General features: G+C 72.0%; 26 protein-coding genes. 7 read left to right on the top strand and 19 right to left on the bottom strand.

Translation table 11 applies throughout. The features are described from left to right. Positions 1 to 178 precede the first annotated feature (178 nt). From CRM89_RS13575 to pgsA, 3 genes are all read right to left on the bottom strand, one after another. Positions 179 to 616, bottom strand: a complete 438-nt coding sequence (locus CRM89_RS13575; protein ID WP_011210389.1) for a helix-turn-helix domain-containing protein — start codon at positions 614 to 616, stop codon at positions 179 to 181. A 136-nt stretch (positions 617 to 752) separates the two neighbouring features. Beyond that, a complete protein-coding gene (locus CRM89_RS13580) occupies positions 753 to 1,244 on the bottom strand; it encodes a CinA family protein (RefSeq protein WP_041561198.1) in 492 nt (163 codons plus the stop codon). A gap of 29 nt (positions 1,245 to 1,273) precedes the next feature. Then, positions 1,274 to 1,912, bottom strand: coding sequence for a CDP-diacylglycerol--glycerol-3-phosphate 3-phosphatidyltransferase (gene pgsA / locus CRM89_RS13585; protein ID WP_041560267.1), 639 nt, complete (start codon positions 1,910 to 1,912; stop codon positions 1,274 to 1,276). Positions 1,913 to 2,082: 170 nt separating this feature from the next. Between pgsA and CRM89_RS13590 the strand changes: the two genes are divergently transcribed. Both CRM89_RS13590 and CRM89_RS13595 read left to right on the top strand, forming a co-directional pair. Beyond that, positions 2,083 to 2,649, top strand: coding sequence for an amino-acid N-acetyltransferase (locus CRM89_RS13590; protein ID WP_011210392.1), 567 nt, complete (start codon positions 2,083 to 2,085; stop codon positions 2,647 to 2,649). 61 nt (positions 2,650 to 2,710) lie between these two features. After that, complete coding sequence (locus CRM89_RS13595; RefSeq protein WP_011210393.1) at positions 2,711 to 2,995, top strand: YciI family protein; 285 nt, start codon at positions 2,711 to 2,713, stop codon at positions 2,993 to 2,995. Between the two features lie 21 nt (positions 2,996 to 3,016). Here CRM89_RS13595 and CRM89_RS13600 read toward each other — a convergent pair whose 3' ends face one another. Both CRM89_RS13600 and CRM89_RS13605 read right to left on the bottom strand, forming a co-directional pair. Continuing rightward, complete coding sequence (locus tag CRM89_RS13600) at positions 3,017 to 4,021, bottom strand: TerC family protein (protein ID WP_011210394.1); 1,005 nt, start codon at positions 4,019 to 4,021, stop codon at positions 3,017 to 3,019. Between the two features lie 81 nt (positions 4,022 to 4,102). Then, the gene (locus CRM89_RS13605; RefSeq protein ID WP_098084232.1) at positions 4,103 to 5,065 is read right to left on the bottom strand and encodes an aminoglycoside phosphotransferase family protein; all 963 of its coding nucleotides are present in this window, start codon (positions 5,063 to 5,065) and stop codon (positions 4,103 to 4,105) included. 27 nt (positions 5,066 to 5,092) lie between these two features. On the opposite strand from CRM89_RS13605, the gene CRM89_RS13610 reads away from it, so the two are divergent. Further along, positions 5,093 to 5,767: a GAP family protein gene (locus tag CRM89_RS13610; RefSeq protein ID WP_060593209.1), complete on the top strand. Its 675-nt coding sequence runs from the start codon at positions 5,093 to 5,095 to the stop codon at positions 5,765 to 5,767. Positions 5,768 to 5,771: 4 nt separating this feature from the next. Here the strand turns inward: CRM89_RS13610 and CRM89_RS13615 are convergent, their stop codons facing one another. Both CRM89_RS13615 and CRM89_RS13620 read right to left on the bottom strand, forming a co-directional pair. Next, positions 5,772 to 8,363, bottom strand: coding sequence for a DNA translocase FtsK (locus tag CRM89_RS13615; RefSeq protein ID WP_060589698.1), 2,592 nt, complete (start codon positions 8,361 to 8,363; stop codon positions 5,772 to 5,774). A gap of 117 nt (positions 8,364 to 8,480) precedes the next feature. Continuing rightward, positions 8,481 to 9,104: a TIGR03085 family metal-binding protein gene (locus CRM89_RS13620; RefSeq protein WP_011210398.1), complete on the bottom strand. Its 624-nt coding sequence runs from the start codon at positions 9,102 to 9,104 to the stop codon at positions 8,481 to 8,483. Between the two features lie 144 nt (positions 9,105 to 9,248). On the opposite strand from CRM89_RS13620, the gene CRM89_RS13625 reads away from it, so the two are divergent. Beyond that, positions 9,249 to 9,617, top strand: coding sequence for a DUF4189 domain-containing protein (locus CRM89_RS13625; protein ID WP_041560269.1), 369 nt, complete (start codon positions 9,249 to 9,251; stop codon positions 9,615 to 9,617). A gap of 71 nt (positions 9,618 to 9,688) precedes the next feature. Then, on the top strand, positions 9,689 to 10,246 hold the full coding sequence (locus CRM89_RS13630; protein WP_011210400.1) for a hypothetical protein: 558 nt from the start codon (positions 9,689 to 9,691) through the stop codon (positions 10,244 to 10,246). An 81-nt stretch (positions 10,247 to 10,327) separates the two neighbouring features. Here the strand turns inward: CRM89_RS13630 and CRM89_RS13635 are convergent, their stop codons facing one another. Together CRM89_RS13635 and dapA are read right to left on the bottom strand one after the other, a co-directional pair. Then, the gene (locus tag CRM89_RS13635) at positions 10,328 to 12,409 is read right to left on the bottom strand and encodes a ribonuclease J (protein WP_011210401.1); all 2,082 of its coding nucleotides are present in this window, start codon (positions 12,407 to 12,409) and stop codon (positions 10,328 to 10,330) included. After that, the gene (gene dapA, locus CRM89_RS13640) at positions 12,406 to 13,314 is read right to left on the bottom strand and encodes a 4-hydroxy-tetrahydrodipicolinate synthase (RefSeq protein WP_011210402.1); all 909 of its coding nucleotides are present in this window, start codon (positions 13,312 to 13,314) and stop codon (positions 12,406 to 12,408) included. Before dapA ends, CRM89_RS13635 begins: the two co-directional genes overlap by 4 nt. A gap of 148 nt (positions 13,315 to 13,462) precedes the next feature. Here dapA and CRM89_RS13645 point away from each other — a divergent pair, with 148 nt between their 5' ends. After that, entirely contained in the window at positions 13,463 to 13,936 is a 474-nt protein-coding gene (locus CRM89_RS13645) for a toxin-antitoxin system HicB family antitoxin (RefSeq protein WP_098084233.1), read from the top strand. Here CRM89_RS13645 and CRM89_RS13650 read toward each other — a convergent pair. From CRM89_RS13650 to CRM89_RS13690, 9 genes are all read right to left on the bottom strand, one after another. After that, entirely contained in the window at positions 13,882 to 15,141 is a 1,260-nt protein-coding gene (locus CRM89_RS13650) for a winged helix-turn-helix domain-containing protein (protein WP_011210404.1), read from the bottom strand. The genes CRM89_RS13645 and CRM89_RS13650 overlap by 55 nt on opposite strands. A 200-nt stretch (positions 15,142 to 15,341) precedes the next feature. Then, positions 15,342 to 16,352 carry a hypothetical protein gene (locus CRM89_RS13655; protein ID WP_098084235.1) on the bottom strand — a complete coding sequence of 337 codons (1,011 nt, stop codon included), beginning with the start codon at positions 16,350 to 16,352 and terminating at the stop codon, positions 15,342 to 15,344. Next, complete coding sequence (locus CRM89_RS13660) at positions 16,349 to 17,587, bottom strand: ATP-binding protein (RefSeq protein ID WP_098084237.1); 1,239 nt, start codon at positions 17,585 to 17,587, stop codon at positions 16,349 to 16,351. The genes CRM89_RS13655 and CRM89_RS13660 overlap by 4 nt, the downstream gene beginning before the upstream one ends. Beyond that, positions 17,584 to 18,264 (bottom strand): response regulator transcription factor, encoded by a 681-nt coding sequence (locus CRM89_RS13665; protein ID WP_229434762.1) that lies wholly within the window; start codon positions 18,262 to 18,264, stop codon positions 17,584 to 17,586. The genes CRM89_RS13660 and CRM89_RS13665 overlap by 4 nt, the downstream gene beginning before the upstream one ends. Positions 18,265 to 18,368: 104 nt before the next feature. After that, positions 18,369 to 18,824, bottom strand: a complete 456-nt coding sequence (locus tag CRM89_RS13670) for a flavodoxin family protein (protein ID WP_098084239.1) — start codon at positions 18,822 to 18,824, stop codon at positions 18,369 to 18,371. Between the two features lie 4 nt (positions 18,825 to 18,828). Then, positions 18,829 to 19,326, bottom strand: a complete 498-nt coding sequence (locus tag CRM89_RS13675; RefSeq protein ID WP_098084243.1) for a hypothetical protein — start codon at positions 19,324 to 19,326, stop codon at positions 18,829 to 18,831. Beyond that, on the bottom strand, positions 19,323 to 20,069 hold the full coding sequence (gene dapB, locus CRM89_RS13680; RefSeq protein ID WP_098084245.1) for a 4-hydroxy-tetrahydrodipicolinate reductase: 747 nt from the start codon (positions 20,067 to 20,069) through the stop codon (positions 19,323 to 19,325). Before dapB ends, CRM89_RS13675 begins: the two co-directional genes overlap by 4 nt. A 72-nt stretch (positions 20,070 to 20,141) precedes the next feature. Further along, the gene (locus CRM89_RS13685) at positions 20,142 to 21,248 is read right to left on the bottom strand and encodes an alcohol dehydrogenase catalytic domain-containing protein (protein ID WP_011210415.1); all 1,107 of its coding nucleotides are present in this window, start codon (positions 21,246 to 21,248) and stop codon (positions 20,142 to 20,144) included. A gap of 82 nt (positions 21,249 to 21,330) precedes the next feature. Then, positions 21,331 to 22,554: an MFS transporter gene (locus CRM89_RS13690; RefSeq protein ID WP_011210416.1), complete on the bottom strand. Its 1,224-nt coding sequence runs from the start codon at positions 22,552 to 22,554 to the stop codon at positions 21,331 to 21,333. An 89-nt stretch (positions 22,555 to 22,643) separates the two neighbouring features. On the opposite strand from CRM89_RS13690, the gene CRM89_RS13695 reads away from it, so the two are divergent. Next, positions 22,644 to 22,991, top strand: a complete 348-nt coding sequence (locus CRM89_RS13695) for a helix-turn-helix transcriptional regulator (protein WP_011210417.1) — start codon at positions 22,644 to 22,646, stop codon at positions 22,989 to 22,991. Here CRM89_RS13695 and CRM89_RS13700 read toward each other — a convergent pair. Further along, positions 22,976 to 23,389, bottom strand: a complete 414-nt coding sequence (locus CRM89_RS13700) for a hypothetical protein (protein ID WP_127516197.1) — start codon at positions 23,387 to 23,389, stop codon at positions 22,976 to 22,978. The genes CRM89_RS13695 and CRM89_RS13700 overlap by 16 nt on opposite strands. Between the last annotated feature and the right edge of the window lie 115 nt (positions 23,390 to 23,504).

Genomic DNA, 23,504 nt, shown 5'->3' on the forward strand with positions numbered 1-23,504 from the left:
TGATGTACCGCTTGACGCGGCCAGGGCACGCGACCCTCGCGCACCCGGTTGTCCTTATCCTCCACGATGCGGCACCTGGACCGGACCGGCCGGCCCAACCGACGCTTACTACAGAATCTAGCCGCTTTCGGCGTCCGCCCCCAGTGAAGACGACGGCCGGGTCACCGGTTGCGCGGGCTCAGTTGCTCTTCACCAGCACCAGCATGTCCGCCGTGGGGGCGGGAATCACGATGCGGGTGTCCTCGTCGATCTGCGGGCGGACGGCGCCCGCGGCCGACATGGTCGCACCGGCGGGTTCGCCGACGGGGGCGTCCTGTCCGGCGGTCGCGGCCTCCTCGTGCGGGGTGGGTTCGGTCGCGGCCGGTTCCTCGACCGGCACCGCGTCCGTCCCGGCCATGATCGTGCTCACGTCCCACAGCACCCGCGACAGCGGCACGTCCAGCGCGTCGCAGATGGCGGCGAGCAATTCGCTCGACGCCTCCTTGCGACCCCGTTCGACCTCCGACAGATACCCCAGGCTCACGCGCGCCGAGGTGGAGACCTCACGCAGGGTCCGGTGCTGGGCGAGACGTGCACGCCGCAGACTGTCGCCGATCGCCTCTCGCAGCAGCGTCATCTCGATCTCCTTCGCTCCCGATCACCGTGCCCGCTCCGGCAGCCTCGCCTGGCGCGCACCGCTCTTTCTGGCACAACGTCCCGCGGCGCGCGGTGGTTCCCGCCCGGCGAACTCCGGCGGAGCGTCCCGAGCGTTCTCAACCGCTCCGGACGCACCGCAGCAGCTCCGCCACCGCGCGCTGGGCCGCGGTGTGTCTGATGGTCCACCGCTGTCCGGCCAGCCGCAACCGCATGACCTCGGTGTGCCACGGCCCGGACAGCCCGAGGAACACCGTCCCCACCGGGTGCCCGCCCTGGGTGTCGGGTCCGGCGACGCCGGTGAGGCCGACGCCCCAGTCCGACCCGCAGCGGGCGCGGGCACCGACGGCGAGCTGTTCGGCGGTGCTGGCCGCGACCGGCCCCTCCGTCGCGAGCAACTCCGCGCTCACCCCGGCCAGGGTGTGCTTGAGGTCGGTGGCGTACACCACCAGGCCACCGCGCAGTACGGCGCTGGCACCCGGCACGCCCGCCAGGGTGGCGCTGAGCAGGCCCGCGGTGAGCGACTCGGCCGTGGCGACCGTCTGGCCCGCGGCCCGCAAGGCCCGTACCAGCTCGGCGACCGGGGCGTCCCCCGCGAGCGGGTCGGGCACGGCCGCCGGTTCGGACACATCCGCCCCGCTCATGCGCCGCGGGTCCGATGCGTGCCACCGGCGAACCACACCCGCGCCGCCTGGCCCACGTAGTCGAGTCCGGTCACCACCGTCAGCACCAGCGCCACGTACATCAGGATCATTCCCGCCGTCGCGAATCCGCCCGCGAGGGGCAGCAGCAGCACGGCGATGGCGACCGACTGCACCAGCGTCTTCAGCTTGCCGCCGCGGCCGGCCGGGATCACCCCGCGCCGCACCACCACCAGCCGCAGCAGCGTGACCCCGAGTTCTCTGGCGATGATCACCAGCGTGATCCACCACGGCAGGTCACCGAGCGCCGACAGGCCGATCAGCGACGCGCCGATGAGGGCCTTGTCCGCGATGGGGTCGGCCAGCTTGCCGAAGTCGGTGACCAGCCCGTATTTGCGGGCCAGTTGCCCATCGAAGCGGTCGGTGATGGCGGCCAGGCCGAACAGCGCGGCGGCACCGATCCGCCAGCCCGTGTCGTGCCCGCCACCGGCGAACAGCGCGAGCACGAACACCGGAACGATCGCGATGCGGGCCATCGTCAGCACGTTCGCGACGTTGAGGACGGGCACCGCCGCTTCCGAGGGAGCCGCGACGAAACCGGGGCGCCCCGGCACCTGATCAGGGCCGGGGCGCGACATCGCCGTATCGGCGTGACGGCCCTCGATCACGCGGAAACCTCGCTCCCGCGCGACGCCCGCGGCGTCACAGCCTGCGGTTGCGCTGCCCCGGCGCGATGCGGTGAGCGGAACGACAGGATGTGCGGCACACGTTCAGACTATCGGTAACCCGGCCGACTACTGTGCACCCCATGACCTCTCGGGGACCACTAGGTGGTTCGACCAGCGACGCGCCCACCGGCGCGGCCCCGGCCGCGCCCGGCTCCGTCCCGCTCGTGCGACGCGCCCGTACCTCGGACGTGCCCGAGATCAAGCGCCTGGTGGACGTGTACGCCGGTCGCATCCTGCTGGAGAAGAGCCTGGTCACCCTTTACGAGGCGGTCCAGGAGTTCTGGGTGGCGGAGCTGGACGGCCGGGTGGTCGGCTGCGGCGCCCTGCACGTGCTGTGGGCCGATCTGGGCGAGGTGCGCACCGTGGCCGTGCATCCCGACGTCAAGGGCCGCGGGGTGGGCAGGCTGATCGTGCAGCGCCTGATCGAGGTGGCCAGGGAACTGGAGCTGCGCAGGCTGTTCGTGCTGACCTTCGAGGTGGAGTTCTTCGCCAGGCACGGGTTCGTGGAGATCGACGGGACGCCGGTGACCGCCGAGGTGTACGCGGAGATGTGCCGGTCCTACGACACCGGCGTGGCCGAGTTCCTCGACCTCAGTTATGTGAAACCCAACACGCTCGGCAACACCAGGATGTTGCTGACCCTCTGAGCGCCCAGCGCTCGCCCGTTCGATCAGACCCCGCTCGATCACAGCCAGGAGTGACCAGCCCGTGCCGTTCTTCGCCGTCCACTACACCTACTCCGAGGCCACCGTGCCGGGCCGCGACACCCATCGCCCGCGCCATCGCGCCTGGCTGGCCGACCAGCTGACCGCGGGCGCGCTGGTCACCAGCGGCCCCTACACCGACGGATCGGGCGCGCTGCTGCTGTTCCGCGCCGAGAGCGCCGAGGAGCTGCGCGCCCTGCTCGCCGACGACCCCTTCGCCCGCGAGCAGCTCATCGACGCGGTGCGCATCGACGAATGGCTGCCGGTACTCGGCGCGTTCACCGACTGAGCGAGCGGTGACCGGCTTCGGTCACCGGTCCTCGCCGACGCGCGAGCGCACCGCGGACTGGCCGCGCGTCTTGATCAGGCTGGCCACCGTGGCCACGACCAGCACGCCGAGGATGACACTCAGCGAGAGCGGCGTGGAGATCTCCGGCACGCTCACGTGCTCGCCGCCGTTGACGAACGGCAGGGTGTTCTCGTGCAGCGCGTGCAGCACCAGCTTCACGCCGATGAAGGCCAGGATCGCGGCCAGGCCGTAGGACAGGTACACCAGCCGGTCGAGCAGGCCGCCGATCAGGAAGTAGAGCTGGCGCAGGCCCATCAGCGCGAAGGCGTTGGCGGTGAACACCAGGTACGGCTGCTCGGTGAGGCCGTAGATCGCGGGGATCGAGTCCAGCGCGAAGAGCAGGTCGGCGAAGCCGATGGCCAGCAGCGCCAGGGCCAGCGGGGTGAGCGCGCGCGTGCCGTCCACCCGGGTGACGAGCCGGTCGCCGTCGTACTCCTGGGTGGTGGGCACCACCTTCTTGACGAGGGTGACGATGCGGCTGTCGCGTTTCTCCTCGGCCTCCACCTCGTGGCCGCTCTCGCGCATCAGCTTGATCGCGGTGTAGATGAGGAAGGCGCCGAACAGGTAGAACACCCAGCTGAAGGCGCTGATCGCGGCGGCACCGACGGCGATGAACGCACCGCGCATCACCAGGGCGAGCACGATGCCGATCAACAGCACCTTCTGCTGGTAGATCCGCGGCACGGCGAAGGTGCTCATGATGATGAGGAAGACGAACAGGTTGTCCACCGAGAGCGCCTTCTCGGTGACGAAACCGGCGTAGTACTCCCCGCCGTAGGTCGAGCCCCACCGCCACCACACGTAGCCGCCGAAGGCGAGTGCCAGGCCGATGTACACCGCCGACCAGAAGCCGGACTCCCGGAAGGTGGGTTCGTGGGGGGTGCGCACGTGGGCGTAGAAGTCGAAGACGAAGAGCCCGATGATCACCGCGATGGTGACCACCCACTCGAGCGCGCTCACCTGCATGCGGAACTCCGTTCGACGGTCATGTCAGCCATCATGCCGGATTTGTCTGGTTCTGTCGGCTTTGCGGGTGTGTTGCCATGATTACACAGCGGCGCGGCCGCCCCCGGACAGCGCCTGCGCCACCGCCCGGTGCAGCCGCAGCAGGTCCGGCTCGTCGTCCTCGATCGCCCACGCGATCTCCTCGACCGCCCGCAGGAAGGCCCAGCCCCGGGCCCGCTCGGGATCGATGCCGAGCCAGTCCGCCGTGCGCGCGACGACCGCGGCGGCGTGCGCGGGCTCGGGCGCGCTCTGCACCTGGATCATGATCAGGAAGCCTGCGTCGAAGGCGGCCTCGCCGAGGTAGGACTTCGGGTCGATGAGCAGCCACGGCTCCCGCTCGGCCGCCACGATGTTGCCCAGGTGGGTGTCGCGGTTGACCACCAGCAGCGGCCCGTCCGGTTCGGCCAGGCGCGCACACCAGTCCAGCGCGTCGGCGCGCAGCCGCGGTCCGAGCACCTCGGCGAAACCGGCCGCCGGCCTGCGCAACGCCGCGGTCCACCCGGCGACCATGTCGAGTGCCGCGGGCAGCGGCGGGAATCCGGCGGGCAGTTCGGCGGGCGGACGGCGCAGGCGACGGTACAGCCGGCACGCCAGCTCGATCCGATCCCGGTGCTCCGGCCTGCCCTCCAGGCTCGGGAAGCCCGGCTGGGTCAGCAGTTCGGTGCCGGGCCGCGCCCGTTCGAGCAGCATGGCACCGGTGCCGGGATCGAAGGCGTACAACCGGACCGCGCCGTCGCCGTCGTAGCAGGCCAACCCGGTCGGTTCACCGACGTTCTCCTCGTCCACCACGGGCACCTTCAGCACCGCGTCGGACCCGTCCGCCCGCCGCACCGGCGCCACATAGGAGTGCGTCCCCCCACCGAACCCGGGCCCGGTCACGGTCAGCTCCCATTCGGCACAGCGCTCGGCCACGACGTCGTCGAGCCCGGCGAGCCAGGCCGCCCCGCGCGCGCCGAAGACGCGATCGATGGTGGCGGCGACGTCGGTGGGGAGATGGCTGCGCATGGGACACAGCGTATGTTCGGACAGGCCATGTTGACGCTGTTGCCCGCGCTGGCGGGGTTCGCCTTTCTCGATTCGCTGGACCTGCTGCTGGTCGGTGTGACGGCGGCGGTGGTGTACGACAGCCGGTTGCGCAGGCGCTCGCCGGTGCCGGGCGGGGCGAGTTTCCTCGCCGGGGTTTTCGTGACGACGGTGGCGTTCGGGGTCTGCACGGTGCTCGGCATCGGCTGGCTCACCGACCTGGTCGACTTCCGGCTCACCCCCGCCATCCGCTACCGGGGTGAGCTGGCCGCGGGGACGATTCTGCTGGTGCTGGCGGCGCTGCCGTCGACCGGCGAGCGCACGCCGCCCCGCTGGGCGGTCGAATTACGCGGCCGCCCAGCGGTTCTCGCCGCCACGGGACTGGCGATCGGCATCGTCCAGTCGGCCACCTCGGTGCCGTATCTGGCGGGCCTGGCGATGCTCTCGGCGCACGGCACCGCGCTGTGGCCGGTGATCCTGCCGGTCTACGGCGTGATCGCGCTGCTGCCACCGGTGCTCGTCCTGGTGCTGGCCACGCGCCGCACCGTGGGCGCGCGCCGCGCGTATCGCGCGATCGTGCGCGGCATCACCCGGTTCGGGCCACCGTCGGTGCGCGTCCTGTTCGCCGTGGCGGGGGCCGCCCTGGTGCTGGACGCGCTGGCCCACCCGGGGGACCTGTGGTGAGCGACTATTCGCCGTCCGCGCCGCCCTCGGCGGGGCCGCCGCCGCGGATGGAGTAGAGCAGCCCGTCGAGTTCGTCCGGCTTGACCAGCACGTCGCGCGCCTTGGAGCCCTCGCTGGGCCCGACCACGCCGCGGGTCTCCATGAGGTCCATGAGCCGGCCGGCCTTGGCGAAGCCCACCCGCAGTTTGCGTTGCAGCATCGAGGTGGAACCGAACTGCGAGGTGACCACCAATTCCACGGCCTGGAGCAGCAGGTCGAGGTCGTCGCCGATGTCGGGGTCGACGTCCTTCTTCTCCCCCGCCTTGGCCGCGGTGACGCCCTCCTGGTACTCGGGCTCGGCCTGGTTCTTGGTGAACTCGACGACGGCGTGGATCTCCTCGTCGCTGATGAAGGCGCCCTGCAGACGGGTGGGCTTGCTCGCGCCCATCGGCAGGAACAGGCCGTCGCCCATGCCGATCAGCTTCTCCGCGCCGGGCTGATCCAGGATGACGCGCGAGTCGGTGAGCGAGGAGGTCGCGAACGCCAGCCGGGAAGGCACGTTCGTCTTGATGAGGCCGGTCACCACGTCCACCGAGGGGCGCTGGGTGGCCAGCACCAGGTGGATGCCCGCCGCGCGCGCCTTCTGGGTGATGCGCACGATCGCGTCCTCGACGTCACGGGGCGCGGTCATCATCAGGTCCGCCAGCTCGTCCACGATGGCGAGAATGTAGGGGTAGGGCCGGTACACGCGCTCGCTGCCCAGCGGCGCCGTGATCGCGCCGGACTTGACCTTCTTGTTGAAGTCGTCGATGTGGCGGACCTTGTTGGCCTGCATGTCCTGGTAGCGCTGCTCCATCTCCTCCACCAGCCAGGCCAGCGCGGCGGCCGCCTTCTTCGGCTGGGTGATGATGGGCGTGATCAGGTGCGGAATGCCCTCGTAGGGGGTGAGCTCGACCATCTTCGGGTCGATGAGGATCATCCGCACCTCGTCGGGGGTGGCCCGCTGCAGCAGCGAGACCAGCATCGAGTTCACGAAACTCGACTTGCCGGAGCCGGTGGAACCGGCGACCAGCAGGTGCGGCATCTTGGCCAGGTTCGCCGAGACGAATTCGCCCTCGATGTTCTTGCCGAGGCCGATCACCAGCGGATGGTGATCGTTGCGGGTCGAGGGCGCCTTGAGCACGTCGGCCAGGCGCACCAGCTCGCGATCGGCGTTGGGCACCTCGATGCCCACCGCGGACTTGCCGGGGATCGGCGCGAGCAACCGCACGTTCTCGGTGGCCACCGCATAGGCGATGTTGCGGGCCAGCGCGGTGATCTTCTCCACCTTCACGCCGGGACCGAGCTCCACCTCGTAGCGGGTGACCGTCGGGCCGCGCACGAAGCCGGTGACCGCCGCGTCGATCTTGAACTGCACCAGCACCTCGGTGATCGCCTCGATCATCGATTCGTTGGCGGCGCTGCGCTTCTTGGGTGGGTCGCCGTCGGTGAGCAGGTTCATCGGCGGCAACGTGTAGTCGCCCTCGATCACCCGGTCGGCCACGAACTCCGGTTCCGGGGGCGGCGGCGGGGTCTGGTCGGCCACCGGCGGCGCCGGGCGCTTCTTCGGCTTGGGCGGCTCGGCGGGCGGGCTCGCGGCGATCGGCTTCGGATCGCGCAGCGGCGGCTCACCGGGCAGCGTGTCGCCGAGTACCTCGGTGACGGCGTCGGACCCGGCGAACTCGTCGGGCGGGTAGTTCTCCTCCGGGGTGCGCCCGCGGCGGCGGGACCGGCCGTGGTGCAGCGGGAAACCGTCGGCGTCGTAGCCGATGGGGTCGAAACCGCCGTCGTAGTCGCCGTATTCGTCGCCACCGCTGGCCGTGCCGAAGATCTCGCGCAGCCGGGCGGGCACCTCGCGAACGGTGGTACCGGTGACGAGCAGGACGCCGAAGACGATGGCCAGCACCAGGATCGGCACCGCCAGCCAGGCGGTGAGCCCGTCGGCCAGTGGGCCGCCGAGCACGTAGCCCACGAATCCCGCCGCGTGCGCGCGGCCCGCGGCATCGGTCGGCGCGCCCGCGGCCAGATGCCAGACGCCCAGGGCGGGCAAGCCGATCAGCAGGCCGCCGAGCACCAGGCGCGGCCGGATCTCCGGGCGCGGCTCGGTGCGCATCAACACGATCGCGATGCCGGTGGCGACGAAAGGCAGTGCGGCCGAGGCGGAACCGGAGATCGCCCGGATGACGCCCTCCACCCAGCGTCCGATGGGCCCGCCCGCCGAGAGCCAGACGGCCGCGGCGATCACCCCGCTCAGGCCGAGCAGGGCCAGCGCGATGCCGTCGCGGCGGTGACCGTGTTCGATCTCGCCGGCCCGGCTCAGTGTCCGGGTGGTGGCGCCGATACCGCGCGCCAGCATCGTCCAGCCACCGCTGATGCCGCGGCCGAGCACCGCCAACGGCGCGGTGTCGGACCGGCGACGGGCGGGCTTGCGCGCCGGTGTGGCGCGGGCTCGGGGCGCCGCGCCCGCGCGCGGGGTACCGCTCGCGCGCGGCGTGCGAGACCGTGCCGCCGTCGTCCGCCCCCGGGCCGATCCCGCCCGCGCCCGACTGGTCGTGGTGCTGCGGGACTTACCTGCCATGCCCCCAGGCTAGCCGCAATCGCCCCATCGAGACCATCCGCAACACCAGTACCGCCCACCTCATCGGGATGAACATCACGGGACGGCCGGGTGGAGAATGCGCCGTCCGGGCGCTGATCAGACCGATCGGTCGGTCTCGAGGACGGCGCGGACCGCCGCCGGATCACCCGCGGTCTCCAGCCGCACCTGGTCGCGACCGAAGGCGTGCAGCAGCAGTTCGGCGGGCGTGCCCGTGAGCGTCACCGCCGGGGCGGCGCCGGAACCGACGGTGACACTGCGGCCGTCCGGGGTTGCCAGCGTGACCGGTACCGGCGCCTTGCGATACGACATCCGGGCCATCCGGCGCAGCAGCGTCCACAGCCGGTCCTCGTCGGCGGCGGGCAGTTCGCGCGGCTCCCAGCCCGGCGCGGCCCGGCGCACGTCCTCGTGATGGACGAACATCTCGCTCGTATTGGCCAGCGCGTCCACCGGCTTGAGCGGGGACCACCAGGGCGGACCGGTGCGGATCTGCTCGAGCAGGTCCGGGAACGGCCTGGCCGCGACCTTCTCCTGCACCGACCGCAGATGCCCGGCGAAGGGCCGCAGCAGGATGCCGGGCGCCGCGTCCGGCCTGCGCTCGCGAACGATCAAGTGCGCGGCCAGATCCCGCACCGTCCAGGCACCGCACAGGGTGGGCGCGTCCGGCCCCGCCGCGGCCATCGCCTCGACCAGTGCCCGCCGTTCGCGCTGCGCCATACTCACGCGCCGAACATAGCCGATCCGGACCCGGCGGGAACACCCCCGACGCCGGGCGATCCGGCGCGGCGCTGGATTTCCTGGGGTGCTGGTGGGTAGCTTGTCAGGGCGTCCATCGGGTCGTGGACCATTCATCGAAGGGGATTCGTCTTGAAGAAGTTCTTCGCCGCCACGGCGGTGATGGTGGCGGCTGTCGCGTCGATGCTGGGGGCTGCGGCGCCCGCGCAGGCCGCCTACGGCTACTACGGCGCCATCGCCACCTCGCGCAGCGGCGCCTACGGCATCGCCAACAACTACGGCAGCTTCTCCGACGCCGAACAAGCCGCCGTCGACGCCTGCGGCGCCGGCTGCCGCGTGCTGGTGTCCTGGTCGAACGGCTGCGGCGTGCTCGCCAGCTCCAACACGCAGTGGAGCGCCGCCGCCCGATCGAGCTACACCGCGGCCCGCTCGGCGGCGCTGTCGCGGCTGTCCGGCGGCTGGGTCGTCGACTGGCGGTGCACCGCGGGCTACTCGCTGTAGGTCCGCCCGCCGCATCCACCGACCGCGGGCCGCGACCGCGGCCCGCGACAGACTTCATCCAGGGGAAACACGTGAAGAACCGTACTTTTCGGGCGTCGCTGGCCCTCGCCGTGACCGCCCTCGCCCTGACCCTCGGAGCATGCGGCTCCGAGAGCGACACCACCGCCGCCTCGACCACCGCGACCACCTCCGCGGCCGGACAGTTCGAGGCAGGCACCAACGAGGATGCTCCGGTGGAGGGCCAGGCCCCCACCTCGACCACGCCGCCGAACCTGCCCAAGCCGACGGCCGCCGAGCTCAACGACCGCCTGACCCGCGCCTTCGACTCCTCGGTCCCGGCCGAGGAGAAGATCGGCTGGATCCAGGACGCCGAGCGCGACCCGCAGCTGGTGGACAAGCTGGTCGACGCCGCCAAGCGCAACAACGTGACCGTCGAGATCACCAACGTCGGCGAGCCGCAGAACGGCACACTGAAGGCCGACGCCGAGGTCACCATCGACGGGCGCCCGGTGGAGAACGCCTACGTGGAGTTCGTCGCCGAAGACGACCAGTGGAAGGTCTCGCACCAGTTCACCTGCAACATCGTGCGTTCGGCGCAGCTCGATTCGGCGGCCTGCCAGGCCCAGTGAGCCAGCAGCCGTGACAGAGGGCCGGGAGGCCGTGACGAAAGGGCCGGGAGGCATGCCTCCCGGCCCTTCGCGTGAACGGACTCAGACCCCGATGACGGTGGGCACGATCATCGGACGGCGCCGGTAGGTGTCGGCCACCCAGCGCCCGACCACGCGGCGCACACCCTGGGCGATGCGGTGGGTGTCGGTGATGCCTTCCCCGGCCAGGCGCAGCAGTTCGGCCTCCACGAGTTCGGCGGCCTCGGCCAGTGCGGTCGGGTCGTCGGAGAACCCGCGACCACTCAATTCCGGTGCGCTGACGGCCTTTCCGGTCGTCTCGTCGATGGCGACGGTGATCGAGATGAAACCGCCCTCGCCCAGCACGAGGCGGTCGGACAGCGTCGACTCGCCGACATCGCCCACCGAGAGCCCGTCGACGTAGACGTGGCCGACCGGCACGCGGCCCACGATCGAGGCGATCCCGTCCACCAGGTCGACGACCACCCCGTCCTCGGCGAGCACCACCCGCTCCTCGGGCACCCCGGTCGCGACGGCCAGCGCCGCGTTGGCCCGCAGGTGCCGCCACTCGCCGTGCACCGGCATCGCGTTCGTCGGCCGCACCGCGTTGTACAGGTAGAGCAGCTCGCCCGCCGAGGCGTGCCCGGAGACGTGCACCTTGGCGTTCTGCTGGGTGATGACCGAGGCGCCGAGCCGTGCCAGCCCGTTGACGACCGCGAACACCGAGTTCTCGTTGCCCGGGATCAGCGAGGACGCCAGCACCACCAGGTCGTCGGGGCGGATGTTGATCTGGCGGTGGTCGCCGCGCGCCATCCGCGACAGCGCCGACAGCGGCTCGCCCTGGGACCCGGTGGAGATCAGCACCAGGCGGTCGCCGGGCAGGGTCGCGGCGACATCGAGGTCGACGACCACGCCGTCGGGCACCGTCAAGTACCCGAGATCCTGGGCGATCTGCATGTTGCGCACCATCGAGCGGCCCACGAAACACACCCGGCGCCCGTACTTCTGAGCCACGTCCACGACCTGCTGGATGCGGTGCACATGGCTGGCGAACGACGCCACGATCACCCGGCCACGGGCCTTGCCGATCACCGTGTCCAGGACGCCGCCGATCTCGCGTTCGGGGGTGACGAAGCCCGGCACCTCGGCGTTGGTGGAGTCGACCAGGAACAGGTCGACGCCTTCGTCGCCCAGGCGGGAGAACCCGGCCAGATCGGTGAGGCGACCGTCCAGCGGCAGCTGGTCGAGCTTGATGTCGCCGGTGTGCAGCGCGACGCCCGCCGGGGTGCGGATGGCGACGGCCAGCGCGTCCGGGATGGAGTGGTTGACGGCGAAGTACTCGCATTCGAAGGGGCCGTGCGAGGTGGTCTCGCCCTCGGTCACCTCGATCAGCTTCGGGTGCAGCCGGTGTTCGCGGCACTTGGCCGCGACCAGCGCGAGGGTGAACTTCGCGCCGAGCACCGGAATGTCGGAGCGGTTGCGCAGCAGGAACGGCACCGCGCCGATGTGGTCTTCGTGGCCGTGGGTGAGCACGATCGCGACGATGTCGTCCATCCGGTCCTCGATGGGCCGGAAGTCGGGCAGGATCAGGTCCACACCGGGCTGCTGGTCCTCGGGGAACAACACGCCACAGTCGACGATCAGCAGCTTGCCGCCGTACTCGAAAACCGTCATGTTGCGGCCGATTTCGCCGATACCGCCGAGCGCGAACACCCGCAGGCCGTTCTTGGGCAGCTTCGGCGGGGCGCCGAGCCGATCCTGTGCCGCGACCACCGGCGGCTGCGCGGGCAACTGCTCGGCGCGGCCGCGGCCCTGCCTGCCGCCACGGCCGGAGCGGCGGCCACCCGCGGAGCGGCCCTCACCGGAGTCGCCGCGGGCGGGCTTGTCCTGACGCTGGGTACGGGCGTCGCCCCGGTCGCCACGGGCCGGCCGCTCGGCCTTGGCCGGGGCGGTGGGCTGGTCGGTGCCCGCCGGAGCGGTGGGCTCACCGGCGCTCCCGCCGGGCCGGTCGGCGGCCGGTTCCGCGGCGGGTTCGGCGGCCGGTTCCGCGGGCCGTGCCGACTCCGCACGCTCGGCGGCGGCTTCGGCGGCGCGGCGTTGTTCGGCCGGGTCGGGCGCGCCGGCGGGGCGGCTCGCCGTGCGGCGGGGACGGCGCGGTGTGGTCATACGAGAACCCCCGCTGTCCGCAGATCCGCGGACAGCTGATCGAGTTGGGCGGTGTTGGGCATGAGCTGCGGCAGCCGGGGCTCGCCCACGTCGATGCCGAGCAGGCGCAAACCGGCCTTGGTCATGGACACGCCGCCGAGGCGGGCCATCGCGGCGTTCAACGGCACCAGGCTCGCGTTGATCTCGCGGGCGCGCACCACGTCACCGGCGACGAAGGCGTCGTACATCTCCCGGAGCCGCTCGGGGACCAGGTGACCGATCACGCTGATGAAGCCGACCGCGCCGATGGACAGCCACGGCAGGTTGAGGCAGTCGTCGCCGGAGTAGTAGTCCAGGCTGGTGTGCGCGATGATGTCCGCGCCGGAGTTGAGGTCGCCCTTGGCGTCCTTCACCGCGACGATGCGCGGGTGGTCGGCGAGCCTGCGCAGGGTTTCGGGGCCGATCGGAATGATCGATCTGGGTGGAATGTCGTAGAGCGTCACCGGCAGATCGGTCGCATCGGCGACGGCGGTGAAGTGCGCGTAGAGGCCGTCCTGGCTCGGCCGGGAGTAGTACGGGGTGACGACGAGCAGGCCGTGCGCGCCCGCGCGCTCGGCGTTGCGGGCCAGCTCGATGGAGTGGGCGGTGTCATAGGTGCCCGCGCCCGCGATGACGGTGGCGCGGTCGCCGACGGCGTCGACGACGGCGTGCAGCAGATCGAACTTCTCCGACTCGGTGGTGGTCGGCGACTCGCCGGTGGTGCCGGAGATGGCGAGCAGGTCGACGCCGCGGTCGACGAGATGGGCGGCCAGCGATACCCCGGCGTCGACATCCAGCTTGCCGTCGGCACTGAAGGGGGTCACCATCGCGACACCTACCGTGCCGGACGCACGCAGCTCCGTTGGCGTCGATTCACCGTTCGTCATGGTCAGAAAGGCTACCCGGTCCCCTGCGCGCCCTCGACACCGTGACCGCCCTACACGCCGGACGCCGAGCCGCCCGGCGACGGACCGACATCGAAATGACATCATCAATACCCTTGTGTGATGTCATTCATGACACCAGACTGATGTCATGAATCTGGAGAAGTACACCGCCCAGCTGCGCGAGAACCTGATCGCGGCGGCCGCCCTGGGTGACGAGAAGACCCAGGCCACCGCCGCGGCGCTGGCCGCGGCCACCGAGAACTCGGCCCGGCTGGTGCTGCTCGCGGCGCTGTCCGACCTCGCCGCCGAGGTCAGCACGACGCTGGGCGACCGTACCGTCCACGTCTCGATGAGCGGCACCGACGCCGTCGTCGATGTGCGCAAGGATCCGGCCGCCGACGAACCCCCGACCTTCGAGGAGATGACCGGCGACATCAGCCGGGTCACCCTGCGCCTGGTCGAGCAGATGAAGGCCAAGGCCGAGGAGGCCGCCGCCGCCAGCGGCGTCTCGCTGAACTCCTGGCTCTCCCGCGCCGTGGACGGCGCGCTCCGCGAGCAGATGCGCAGCTACGGCACCAGGCGCGACACCCCGGGCCGCGACAGCCCCGAGCGGGAAGGCTGAGCCGCGGCGAGCTCGGCGGCGAGATCGCCGCGCTCGCCGATCACCACGTCGTCGAGTTCCAGCCAGTCGGCCATTTCGCGCAACGATCCGGCCAGCGCGGCGGCCACCCGCACCGGGTCGTGGCCGGGCTCCACGAACGCGCCGGGCACCAGCAACCGGCCCGCCGCCCGCTCGGCGCGCAGATCGACCCGGCCCACGAGCTGATCGTCCAGCAGGAACGGGAAAACGTAATAGCCGTACACCCGTTGGGGTTCGGGCGTGTAGATCTCGATGCGGTAGTGGAAGTCGAAGACCCGCTCGGTGCGCGGCCGGAAGAAGATCAGCGGGTCGAACGGACACAGCAGGGCGGCGCCCTCGACCTTCCGCGGCGTCACCGCACCGGCGCGCAGATAGGCGGGCTTGTCCCAGCCGGTCACCGTCACCGGCTCGAGCTCACCCGCGTCCACCAGATCCGCGATCGCCGGTGCGCTCTGCGAGCGGTGCAGCCGGTAGTAGTCGCGCAGGTCGGTCTCGGTGGCGACGCCGAGGGCGGTCGCGGACCGGAGAATCAGCTCCCGCACGGCCTCGTCCTGCGGCACCGAGCGAGCCGACACCTCCGGCGGTACCACCCGTTCGGTGAGGTCGTAGTACCGGCTGAAGCCGACGCGGCGGTCGACGGACAGCTCGCCGGCGGCGAAGAGCTGCTCGCAGACGAGCTTGGTGTCGCTGAGATTCCACCAGGACCCCTTGGGGCGCGGACGATCCAGCTCCAAATGGCGCTCCACCTCGCCCGCGGTGCAGGCGCCCGCCTCGCGGATCACGTCGAGGATGTCGTTGCCGAGGGTGGGGTTGCGTTCGAGCGCCCGCCGCATGCCCGCCCAGCGGCCGTGCCGGTACTTCTCCATCCGCCACCGCATCAGCGGCCAGTCCGCGACCGGGATCAGCGCCGCCTCGTGCGCCCAGTACTCGACCAGCCGCCGCGGCTTGCGCGCCGAATGACTCCACGCGGCCTCGTCGAGCAACCCCCGGTCGTAGCCGCCGATCCGGCTGAACACCGGCGCGTAATGGGCCCGCACCACCGCCGACACCGAATCCAATTGCAGCAGTTGAGTTCTGCCGAGGACATCGAGCACCGTGCGCCGCGTCGGCGTGCCACCCCGCCGCCTGCCGAACCCCTGCGCCGCCAACGCCGTGCGCCGGGCCGCGGCCGCACTCATCCTCCGCATACCCGCACTGTGCCATGCGGCACCGACACGACCGGCCGCCGACCCGCTCAGGCTCAGTCCGAATTCGCCTGAGCGCGGCGGCCTCCACGGCCACGCTCCCGCTACCGCTACGGCCGCTGACCCGCTCAGGCTGAGCCGGATTACGCCTGAGCGCGGCGGCCCCCACGGCCACGCTCCGCACGCCTTTGGCCGCTGCCCGCTCAAGCGGTGACCGTGATCCTGCCGGTCGGGTCGATCTCGGTGCGCCTGCTGGCCGTGGGGCCGTCCACCAGGATCGTCGCCAGGGTGCGGCGGCCCGGCGGTAGCACGCGGACGGTCACGGCGGCGGCGTCGACCGTGTTCAGTTCCTCGACCGCCGTCCGGATCACCCGGTCGCGGACGGTCGCCGGGACGCCGGTGAAACCGCCGTCGTCGAGCAGCACCACGTCGGCACCCCGCGCCCGCGCCTGCCAGGCCGCGGCCGACAGCTCCTCGGTGACCAATTGCGGTGCCCGCAACCGGTCGCGCAACCCGGCTTCGAGCAGTCGGCACTGCTCGCGTTCGGCGGCGTCCAGGTCGGCGCCCGCGGCGATGCGCTCGAGCATCGGACGGGCCTTCTCGTCCAGTTCGGCGAGCTGACGGTCGCGCTCGGCGTTCTCGGCGGCCATGGTGGCCTCCGCGGCGGCGCGCATGGTCGCCTCCTCGCGCAGCACCCGCAGCGAACGCTGGGTGGGGCGCATCACCGCCACCCCGACCGTCACCGCGGCCACCGTCAGCGTCGGCACGTCGGCCGCGGAGAACACGCTCTCGACCCCGGCGAGATCGGCGGCCGCGACCGCCAGCGCCAGGCCCGCCACCCCGCCCCACGCCGCACCGAGGCGACCGCGCAGCACCAGCATGGCCAGTACATAGGAGGCGGCGAACACGGTCGCGGGGGTGACCTCGCGGTCCGGGCGTGGGAACAGCCGGGTCAGCGTGGTCGCGGCGATCGCGGCGACCAGCACGAACCAGGTCGCGCGCCACGGCAGCGGCTCGTCCTCGACCAGGACCACGACGGCGCCCGCCGCGGCGATGAGCACCAGCGCGACCAGCGTGGGCAGCGGACGGACGGTGCCGAAGTTGTGCACGCTGTACAGCCCCAGCGTGGCCTGCAGGATGGCCAGGAAGTACCAGGCGCTGCGGCCGTGCAGGCCGAGCAGTTCCCGCAATCCCGTGTCCGCGCCCGCGTTCATCGCGTCTGCTCCGGGTCGTGCCAGGACAGCGTCACCGTGGTTCCCTGGCCGGGGCGCGAAGCCAGCTCGGCGTCTCCGCCGGGCAGGCTGCGCATCCGGCCCAGGATGCTCACCGCGACGCCGAGCCGGTCGGCGGGCACCTTGGCGGGGTCGAAGCCCGCGCCGTTGTCCCGCAGGACCAGCCGGGCCGCGGCCGGGCCGAGTTCCACGGTGACCCCGCGGTGCACCGGCCGATCCCCGGCCCCGGCGTGCCGCACGCTGTTGCGCACCGCCTCGGCGGCCGCGGCGGCCATCGTGCCCGCCGCGTCCACGGGCATGTGCAGCGCCGCGCTGCCGGGTGGCCTGCGCACGAGCACCCCGATGCCCGGATCGACCTCCCGCACCGCCGTGGTCAGGAAACCCGCGACGGCATCGGCGTCGAAGCGCTCGGAACCGCCACTGCCGACCCGCAACCCGTCGAGCTGGGCGAGGGTGCGGGCGGCCTGCTCGCGCAGCACCGGCGAACTCGCGCCCGCCCGGGAAGCGTCCAGCAGGGTCGAGAGCACGGCGTCGTGGATCAACGCGGCGAACCGGGCACGTTCCCGGTCGCGGGCCGCCGCCCCCGCCGCCCGGGCGGCACGCGCGCTCGCCTCGGCGGTCTCCCGGTCGACCCGGGCCGCACCGGCCTGCGCGTAGATCGAGCACCACAGAAACAGCGAGCACAGGCCCGTCGAGCGGGCCAGCAGCCCGAGATACCACAGCGCGGACATGTCCCCGACCACCGCGAGGTTGCCCACCGCGAGCAGCACATTGCCGCCGAGCAGATAGGCGATCGACACCGGCGGCCGCCAGGCCAGCGAAGCCGCGAGCACGCCCAGCGAGAACACCCGGAACATCCAGCTGGCGGTGTGCTCGGGCTCCGGCTCGACGTAGGCGAACGACACCGCCGCCGCGGCCACCAGGTAGCAGGTCGCCAGCGCACCGGCGACCTGCCGCACCACCCGCACGTTCGTGCCGATCGAGACCGCGGCCAGCACCGGGAACAGCACGAAGGCCAGCACCGCGGCCGCCGCCGTCCAGTCCGGTGCGACCTCCCGATGTTCGAGCAGCTCCGGGAAGTCCAGTACCGCGGCGATGGTGCCCGCCAAGCCGACGGCCAGGGCCAGCCGCCGCGTGATCCGGTCCGCGGCGGCCTCGCCGGCCCGGGGCGGGCCGGCGGGCCGCGCCGGGACGCGATCCGCGACGGTGGCGATCATCCGCGCGCGCGTTCGGGCACCGGCAGCCAGCCGTCCTCGACCGCGCGCTTGTAGAGGTCCGTCTTGGTGGGCGCCGGCCTGCCCGCGTCGGCGTATTTCTGGCGGATGCGCCCGAGGTAGTCGTTCACCGTCTGCTCGGACAGGCCGGTCAGCCGCGCCACCCGGGACGCCTTCTCCCCCGAGGCGTACAGCGTGAGCACTTCCTCCTGCCGCGGGCTGAGCCCGACGCCGGACAACTCCGGATCACCATCGATCGCGGCGGCCCAATCGGTGGTCACCACCTGCTCCCCCGACGCGGCCCGGCGCACCGCCGCCACGACGGTCGCCACGCTCTCGGATTTGCGCAACACACCGAGCACGCCCGCGCGGGCGGCCGATCGGACCAGATAGGCGTTCTCGGCGCCGGTGAACACCAGCACCTCCACCCCGCGCTCGCGCAGCGCGCGCACGTTGTCCTCGGGCAGCGAGGAATCCGCCAGCCGCAGGTCCAGCACGCACAGATCCAGATCGGGCGACGGGCCGACGGCGTCGAGCAGTTCGGCCACGGTGCGCGCCGTGTGCACCAACTCCAGATCCGGCTCCGCGGCCAGCATCGCCGCCAACCCGATCGCCACCGACTCGTGATCCTCGACCAACGCGATCCGCCGCCGCGTCACCTCACCAGCATTCACCGACACACTCCCATCGTCACCACACTGAGCGACATCGATCGAAACCGGCGTCGTGTTGCAGTATGACCGTTCACGAACGAATCTGTTCAGCGAGGAGGTGATGCGTCGACCTACTCCCCCATGAGCTGCGCCGCCAGCGTCGCGCCGAGTTCCCAGCACGCTTCGAGATCGTCCTTGGACGGCTTTCCCGAGACCACCACGTACTCGGCTGCCTTCACCCACCTGAGCCCGGTGGTGATCGAGGTGACACCCTTCTCCGCGCCCTCGGTGCCCTCGTTGCCGTGCAGGTACAGCCCGAACGGACGGCCGCGGGTCGCGTCGAGGCACGGGTAGTAGACGGTGTCGAAGGCGTGTTTGAGGGCGCCGCTCATGTAGCCGAGGTTGGCGGGGGTGCCGAGCACATATCCGTCGGCTTCCAGCACGTCGGTCGGGGACACCGACAGGGCGGGGCGGCGGACCACTTCCACGCCCTCGATCTCCGGGTCGGTGGCGCCGGACACCACGGCCTCGAACATGGCCTGGCAGTGCGGGGACGGGGTGTGGTGGACGATCAGCAGCCGCGCCATCGGGTCAGCCCTTCTGTTCGCGTTCCAGACGTTCCAGGGCGACCGCGCGCCGCATCGTCTCGCGGGCGCGGGTGCGGTCGCCCGCGTAGTCGTAGGCCCTGGCCAGGCGGTAGGAGACGCGCCAGTTGTCGGGGTCGGCTTCCCATTCCTGCTGCACCCGCAGGAACAGTTCGTCGGCGGCGGCGCGTTCGATGCGGCCGGAGGGGCGGCGCGGCAGCTCGGAGACGTCGAGTTCCATGCCTTCCTCGTGGATGCGGCGGGCCAGGTGCTGGTGCGCCAGCGCGGCGCGCACCGAGGCGACGACCACCCACAGGCCGACGATGGGCAACAGCAGGACCCCGATCCCGATGGCGATGCCCGCGCCCTCTCCGGAGGTGAGCAGGCCGATCGCGATGCGCCCGAGCCACAGGAAGTAGAAGCCGAGCACCAGCACCAGCGCCGCGATGAACACGACGATGCGGGCCACCGCGCGGCCGTCGCCGGGTCCGGCCGCGGTGCTCACAGGTCCAGGAACGGGTCGAGTCCGACGGTGAGCCCGGGCCGCTTGCCGATCTCGCGCACGCCGAGCAGCACGCCGGGCGCGAAGGAGGACCGGTCGATGGAGTCGTGGCGGATGGTCAGCGTCTCCCCCTGGGTGCCGAACAGCACCTCCTGGTGGGCGACCAGCCCGGCCAGCCGCACCGAGTGCACCCGCACCCCGTCGACGTCGGCGCCGCGGGCGCCCTCGAGTTCGGTGCTGGTGGCGTCGGGGCTGCGGCCGACTCCGGCGCGGTTCCTGGCCTCGGCGATGAGCCCAGCGGTGCGGTAGGCGGTGCCGGAGGGGGCGTCGGCCTTGTTCGGGTGATGCAGTTCGATGACCTCGACCGACTCGAAGAACCGGGCGGCCTGCTCGGCGAACCGCATCGACAGCACCGCGCCGATGGCGAAGTTCGGCGCGATCAGCACACCGGTCGCGGGGCTCGCCGCCAGCCAGCCGCGCACCTCGTCCAGCCGCGCGGCGTCGAAGCCGGTGGTGCCGACGACGGCGTGGATGCCGTGCTCGACCAGGAACTTCAGGTTGCCCATCACCACGTCGGGGTGGGTGAAGTCGACGACGACCTCGGTGCCCGTCTCGGTGAAGGTCTCCAGGGCGTCGCCCTTGTCGACCTCGGCGACCAGCTCCAGGTCGTCCGCCGCCCGCACTGCCGCGCAGATCGCCTGGCCGACTTTCCCGCGTGCTCCCAGCACTCCGACCCGAATGGTCACCGCACCTCCTCGTCTCGCCGATGTGGTGGCAAGCCTATCGAGCGGCGCCCGCGGGCCGGCGCGGCCCCGTCCTCAGTCGAAGACGATCACCTGGCGCAGCGCGTGGCCGGCGGCGAGTTCGTCCATCGCCCGGTTGATCTCGTCGAGCCCGATGTGCGCGGAGACGAGCCGCTCCACCGGCAGTGTGCCCGCGCGCCACATCCGCACGTACTCGGGAATGTCGCGGGCGGGCACCGCCGAGCCCAGGTAGCTGCCGACGATGGACCGGCCCTGTGCGACCAGGCCCAGCGGGGCGATGCTGGCACGCGCGTCGGGTGCGGGCAGACCCACCGTCACCGTGGTACCGCCCGCGGCCGTGGCCGCGACGGCGGTCTCGAAGGCGCGCACATTGCCCGCGGCCTCGACGACCACCTCCGCCACGATCCCCCGCTCGGCCACCTCGGCCGGGGTGTAGGCCGCGCTCGCCCCCAATTCCCGTGCCAGCGCCAGTTTCTCGGGCACGGTGTCCACCGCGATGACCTCCGGTGCACCCAACGACACCGCGACCAGCACCGCCGCCATGCCGACACCGCCCAGCCCGACCACCATGATCCGGTCCGCCGGACCCGGCTTCGCCGAATTCAACAGCGCGCCACCACCGGTGAGCACCGCGCACCCCAACACCGCGGCGACCTCGGGCGGCACGTCGTCGGGCACCGGCACCACCGACCGCCGGTCCACCACCGCATGCGTGGCGAACGCCGACACACCCAGGTGGTGATGCACCGGCGCACCGTCGCGGATCAGCCGGCGACCGCCACCAAGCAGCTCCCCGGCGTTGTTGGCGACACTGCCCGGCACACACGGCATCCGGCCCTGGCTGGCACAGCCCGCGCACTCACCGCAGCGCGGCAGGAACGTCATCACCACGCGCTGCCCGACCGCGACATCGCTGTCCCCCGGACCCACCGCCTCGACCCGGCCCGCGGCCTCGTGCCCGAGCAGCATCGGCACCGGCCGCACCCGGTTGCCGTCCACCACCGACAGGTCCGAATGACACAGCCCGGCCGCTTCGATACGGACCAGCAACTCACCGGGCCCGGGCTCGCCCAGCTCGAGCTCACACACGTTGATCGGCGCCGACTCGGCGAACGGGGCCGGCGCCGCGATCCGCTCCAGGACCGCCCCACGAATCCTCATTCCCCCGACGCTACCGCCCGGCCCGGCGGGCGGGCATCGCCCCCGCCGAATCGGTCCCGCGGCCGGACACCACCGGGTGTGCTCAGGCCACGTCGAGGCGTTCCCGATCGATCCGGTTGCGCCGCACTCCCAGTCCGGCCGCGACCAGGCACGCCACCGCGACCAGTCCGACGAACCACGGGAACACCGTGCCGAGCCCCCAGGTGGTCGCCGCCCACCCGGCCGCGACCGTCGGCAACGCCATCGCCGAATAGGCGAGCAGGTAGTAGGCCGACATGGTCTCCCCGCGCTTGTGCTGCGGCACCACCTCCGACAGGTGCCGCAGCGACCCGCCGAATCCGAGCCCGAACGTCGCGCCCAGCGCCAGGCCCGCCCCGAGCACCGCGACCCAGTTGTGGGTGGCCAGCGCGGGCACCGTCAGCAGCAGCGCGATCGCCATGCCGGTGTCGCCGACGATGGCCGCGCGCCGGGCCGGGATGCCGGTGGCGAACAGCTGGGCCGTCGCACCGGACAGGGCGGTGGTAGCGACCACCGCGCCGCCGAAGACCAGATTGTGGATGCCGGTCTGCTGGGCGGCCAGCGATGGGTACAGCGACAGCAGCACGCCGAGCACCGACCAGGCCGCCATCACGCCGATCGCCGAGAACCAGAAGTCGGCGCGGATCTCCTGCGGCACCGCGGGTCTCGCGATCCGGATACGACCGGCGACCCGCTGGCCGTGCGGCTCCCGCAGCACCAGGACCCCGGCCGCGACCGCGAGGCACACCACGGTGATGGCGACATAGGGGGTGCGCAGCGGATGCGGGGCGTATTGGGCCAGCACCGCCGAACCCAGGATCGCCACCGCCATCCCGACGTTGAAGGCGACACCGCTCAACTGCCCGGACCGCGCGCCGCGGTGCGGGCGCAGATCCAGCAGCGCCGCCGCACCCGCGACCACCGTCGAGCCGACCGCGAGACCGTGTAATGCCCTGGCCAGCAACAACATCGGCACCGAATCGGCCAGTACGAAGACCACCAGCCCGGCGATCATGATGCCGAAGGCGCCCAGCAGCACCGGCTTGCGTCCCACCACATCGGAGATGCGGCCCGACACCAGCACCGCCGCCAAGGCCGCCACCGCGTACACCGCGAACACCACGGTCGTGGTGAACGGCGACAGCTGCCATTGCTGCTCGTAGATCCCGTACAGCGGGGCGGGCACGCCGGACACCCCGAGCGCCACCCCGCTGGCGGCCAGCACCAGTGCGTACGCCCACCGCTGGACGGACCGGCCTTCGCCGACCGTCACCGTCGTCGCTGTCATCGATGCTCCCCATCAGGTAAGTTTGATGTTGATCGAACACGACACTACAACCGGTTCGATGGTTGTCAAACCCATCGGTGAGGTAGCTCATGACCGACGCGGACGACGCATCACACCCACCCGTCGCGCCCTTGCCCGCCGTCCTCGGCGCGCTCCAGGATCCGGTGCGCCTGGAGATGGTGCGCCGGCTGAGCAACGCGGGCAGCGCGGTGCGCTGCGGCGCGCTCTACGACGTGATCAACAAGTCGACCGCCACCCATCACTTCAAGATCCTGCGGGAGGCGGGCCTGATCGAACGGCTCGTCGTGGACGGTCAGACCTGTCAGCGCCTGCGCGCCGAAGCGGTCGAGGACGCCCTGCCCGGTCTGCTGTCCTCGGTGGTGGCGGCCGCCAACCGCGCGCACGACCGGCGGGCACCCGCTCAGCAGGTGTCGTAGCGCCAGCTGCCGTCGACATAGGTCCAGGTGGCCGGTGCCGACTCGTCCTCGCTCGCGCGGGCATCGGTGTGGCGGACGGTGACCCGGCCGGTGGTGCCGGTCACCGTGACGGCGATCTCCGGCTCGGCGGCCTTCAGGTCCCGGCCCGCGTACCGCTGCGTCATCTCCTCGACGTAGGCGTCCTGGCCGAGGGTGAGCCGGCACCGCGCGGACCGGAACTGATAGGCGCCCGGGTAGTCGCCCGCGGCCAGCGCCTCGGTCATCTGCTCGGCGGCCGTGCGCAGCGACTCCTCGGTCGGGCCCTGCGCGGCGGCGTTGTCCGCGTCCGCCCCGCCGCAGCCGGCCAGCACGGCCACCACCGCGAGCGCACCCACGGCCCGGCCCCCACGTCCGATCATCTTCGCCTCCTCGTCTGCCGAACTCCGGGCGCGCCACGATCATTCGCCGCGCCCGATACCGCGCGCCACCGTATCGCGCCGGGCGCGCCGCTCCTGTGGCGAGTCCGGCGCGCCC

This window comes from Nocardia sp. FDAARGOS_372 (assembly GCF_002554515.1).
GTDB classification, from domain to species: Bacteria; Actinomycetota; Actinomycetes; order Mycobacteriales; family Mycobacteriaceae; genus Nocardia; species Nocardia farcinica.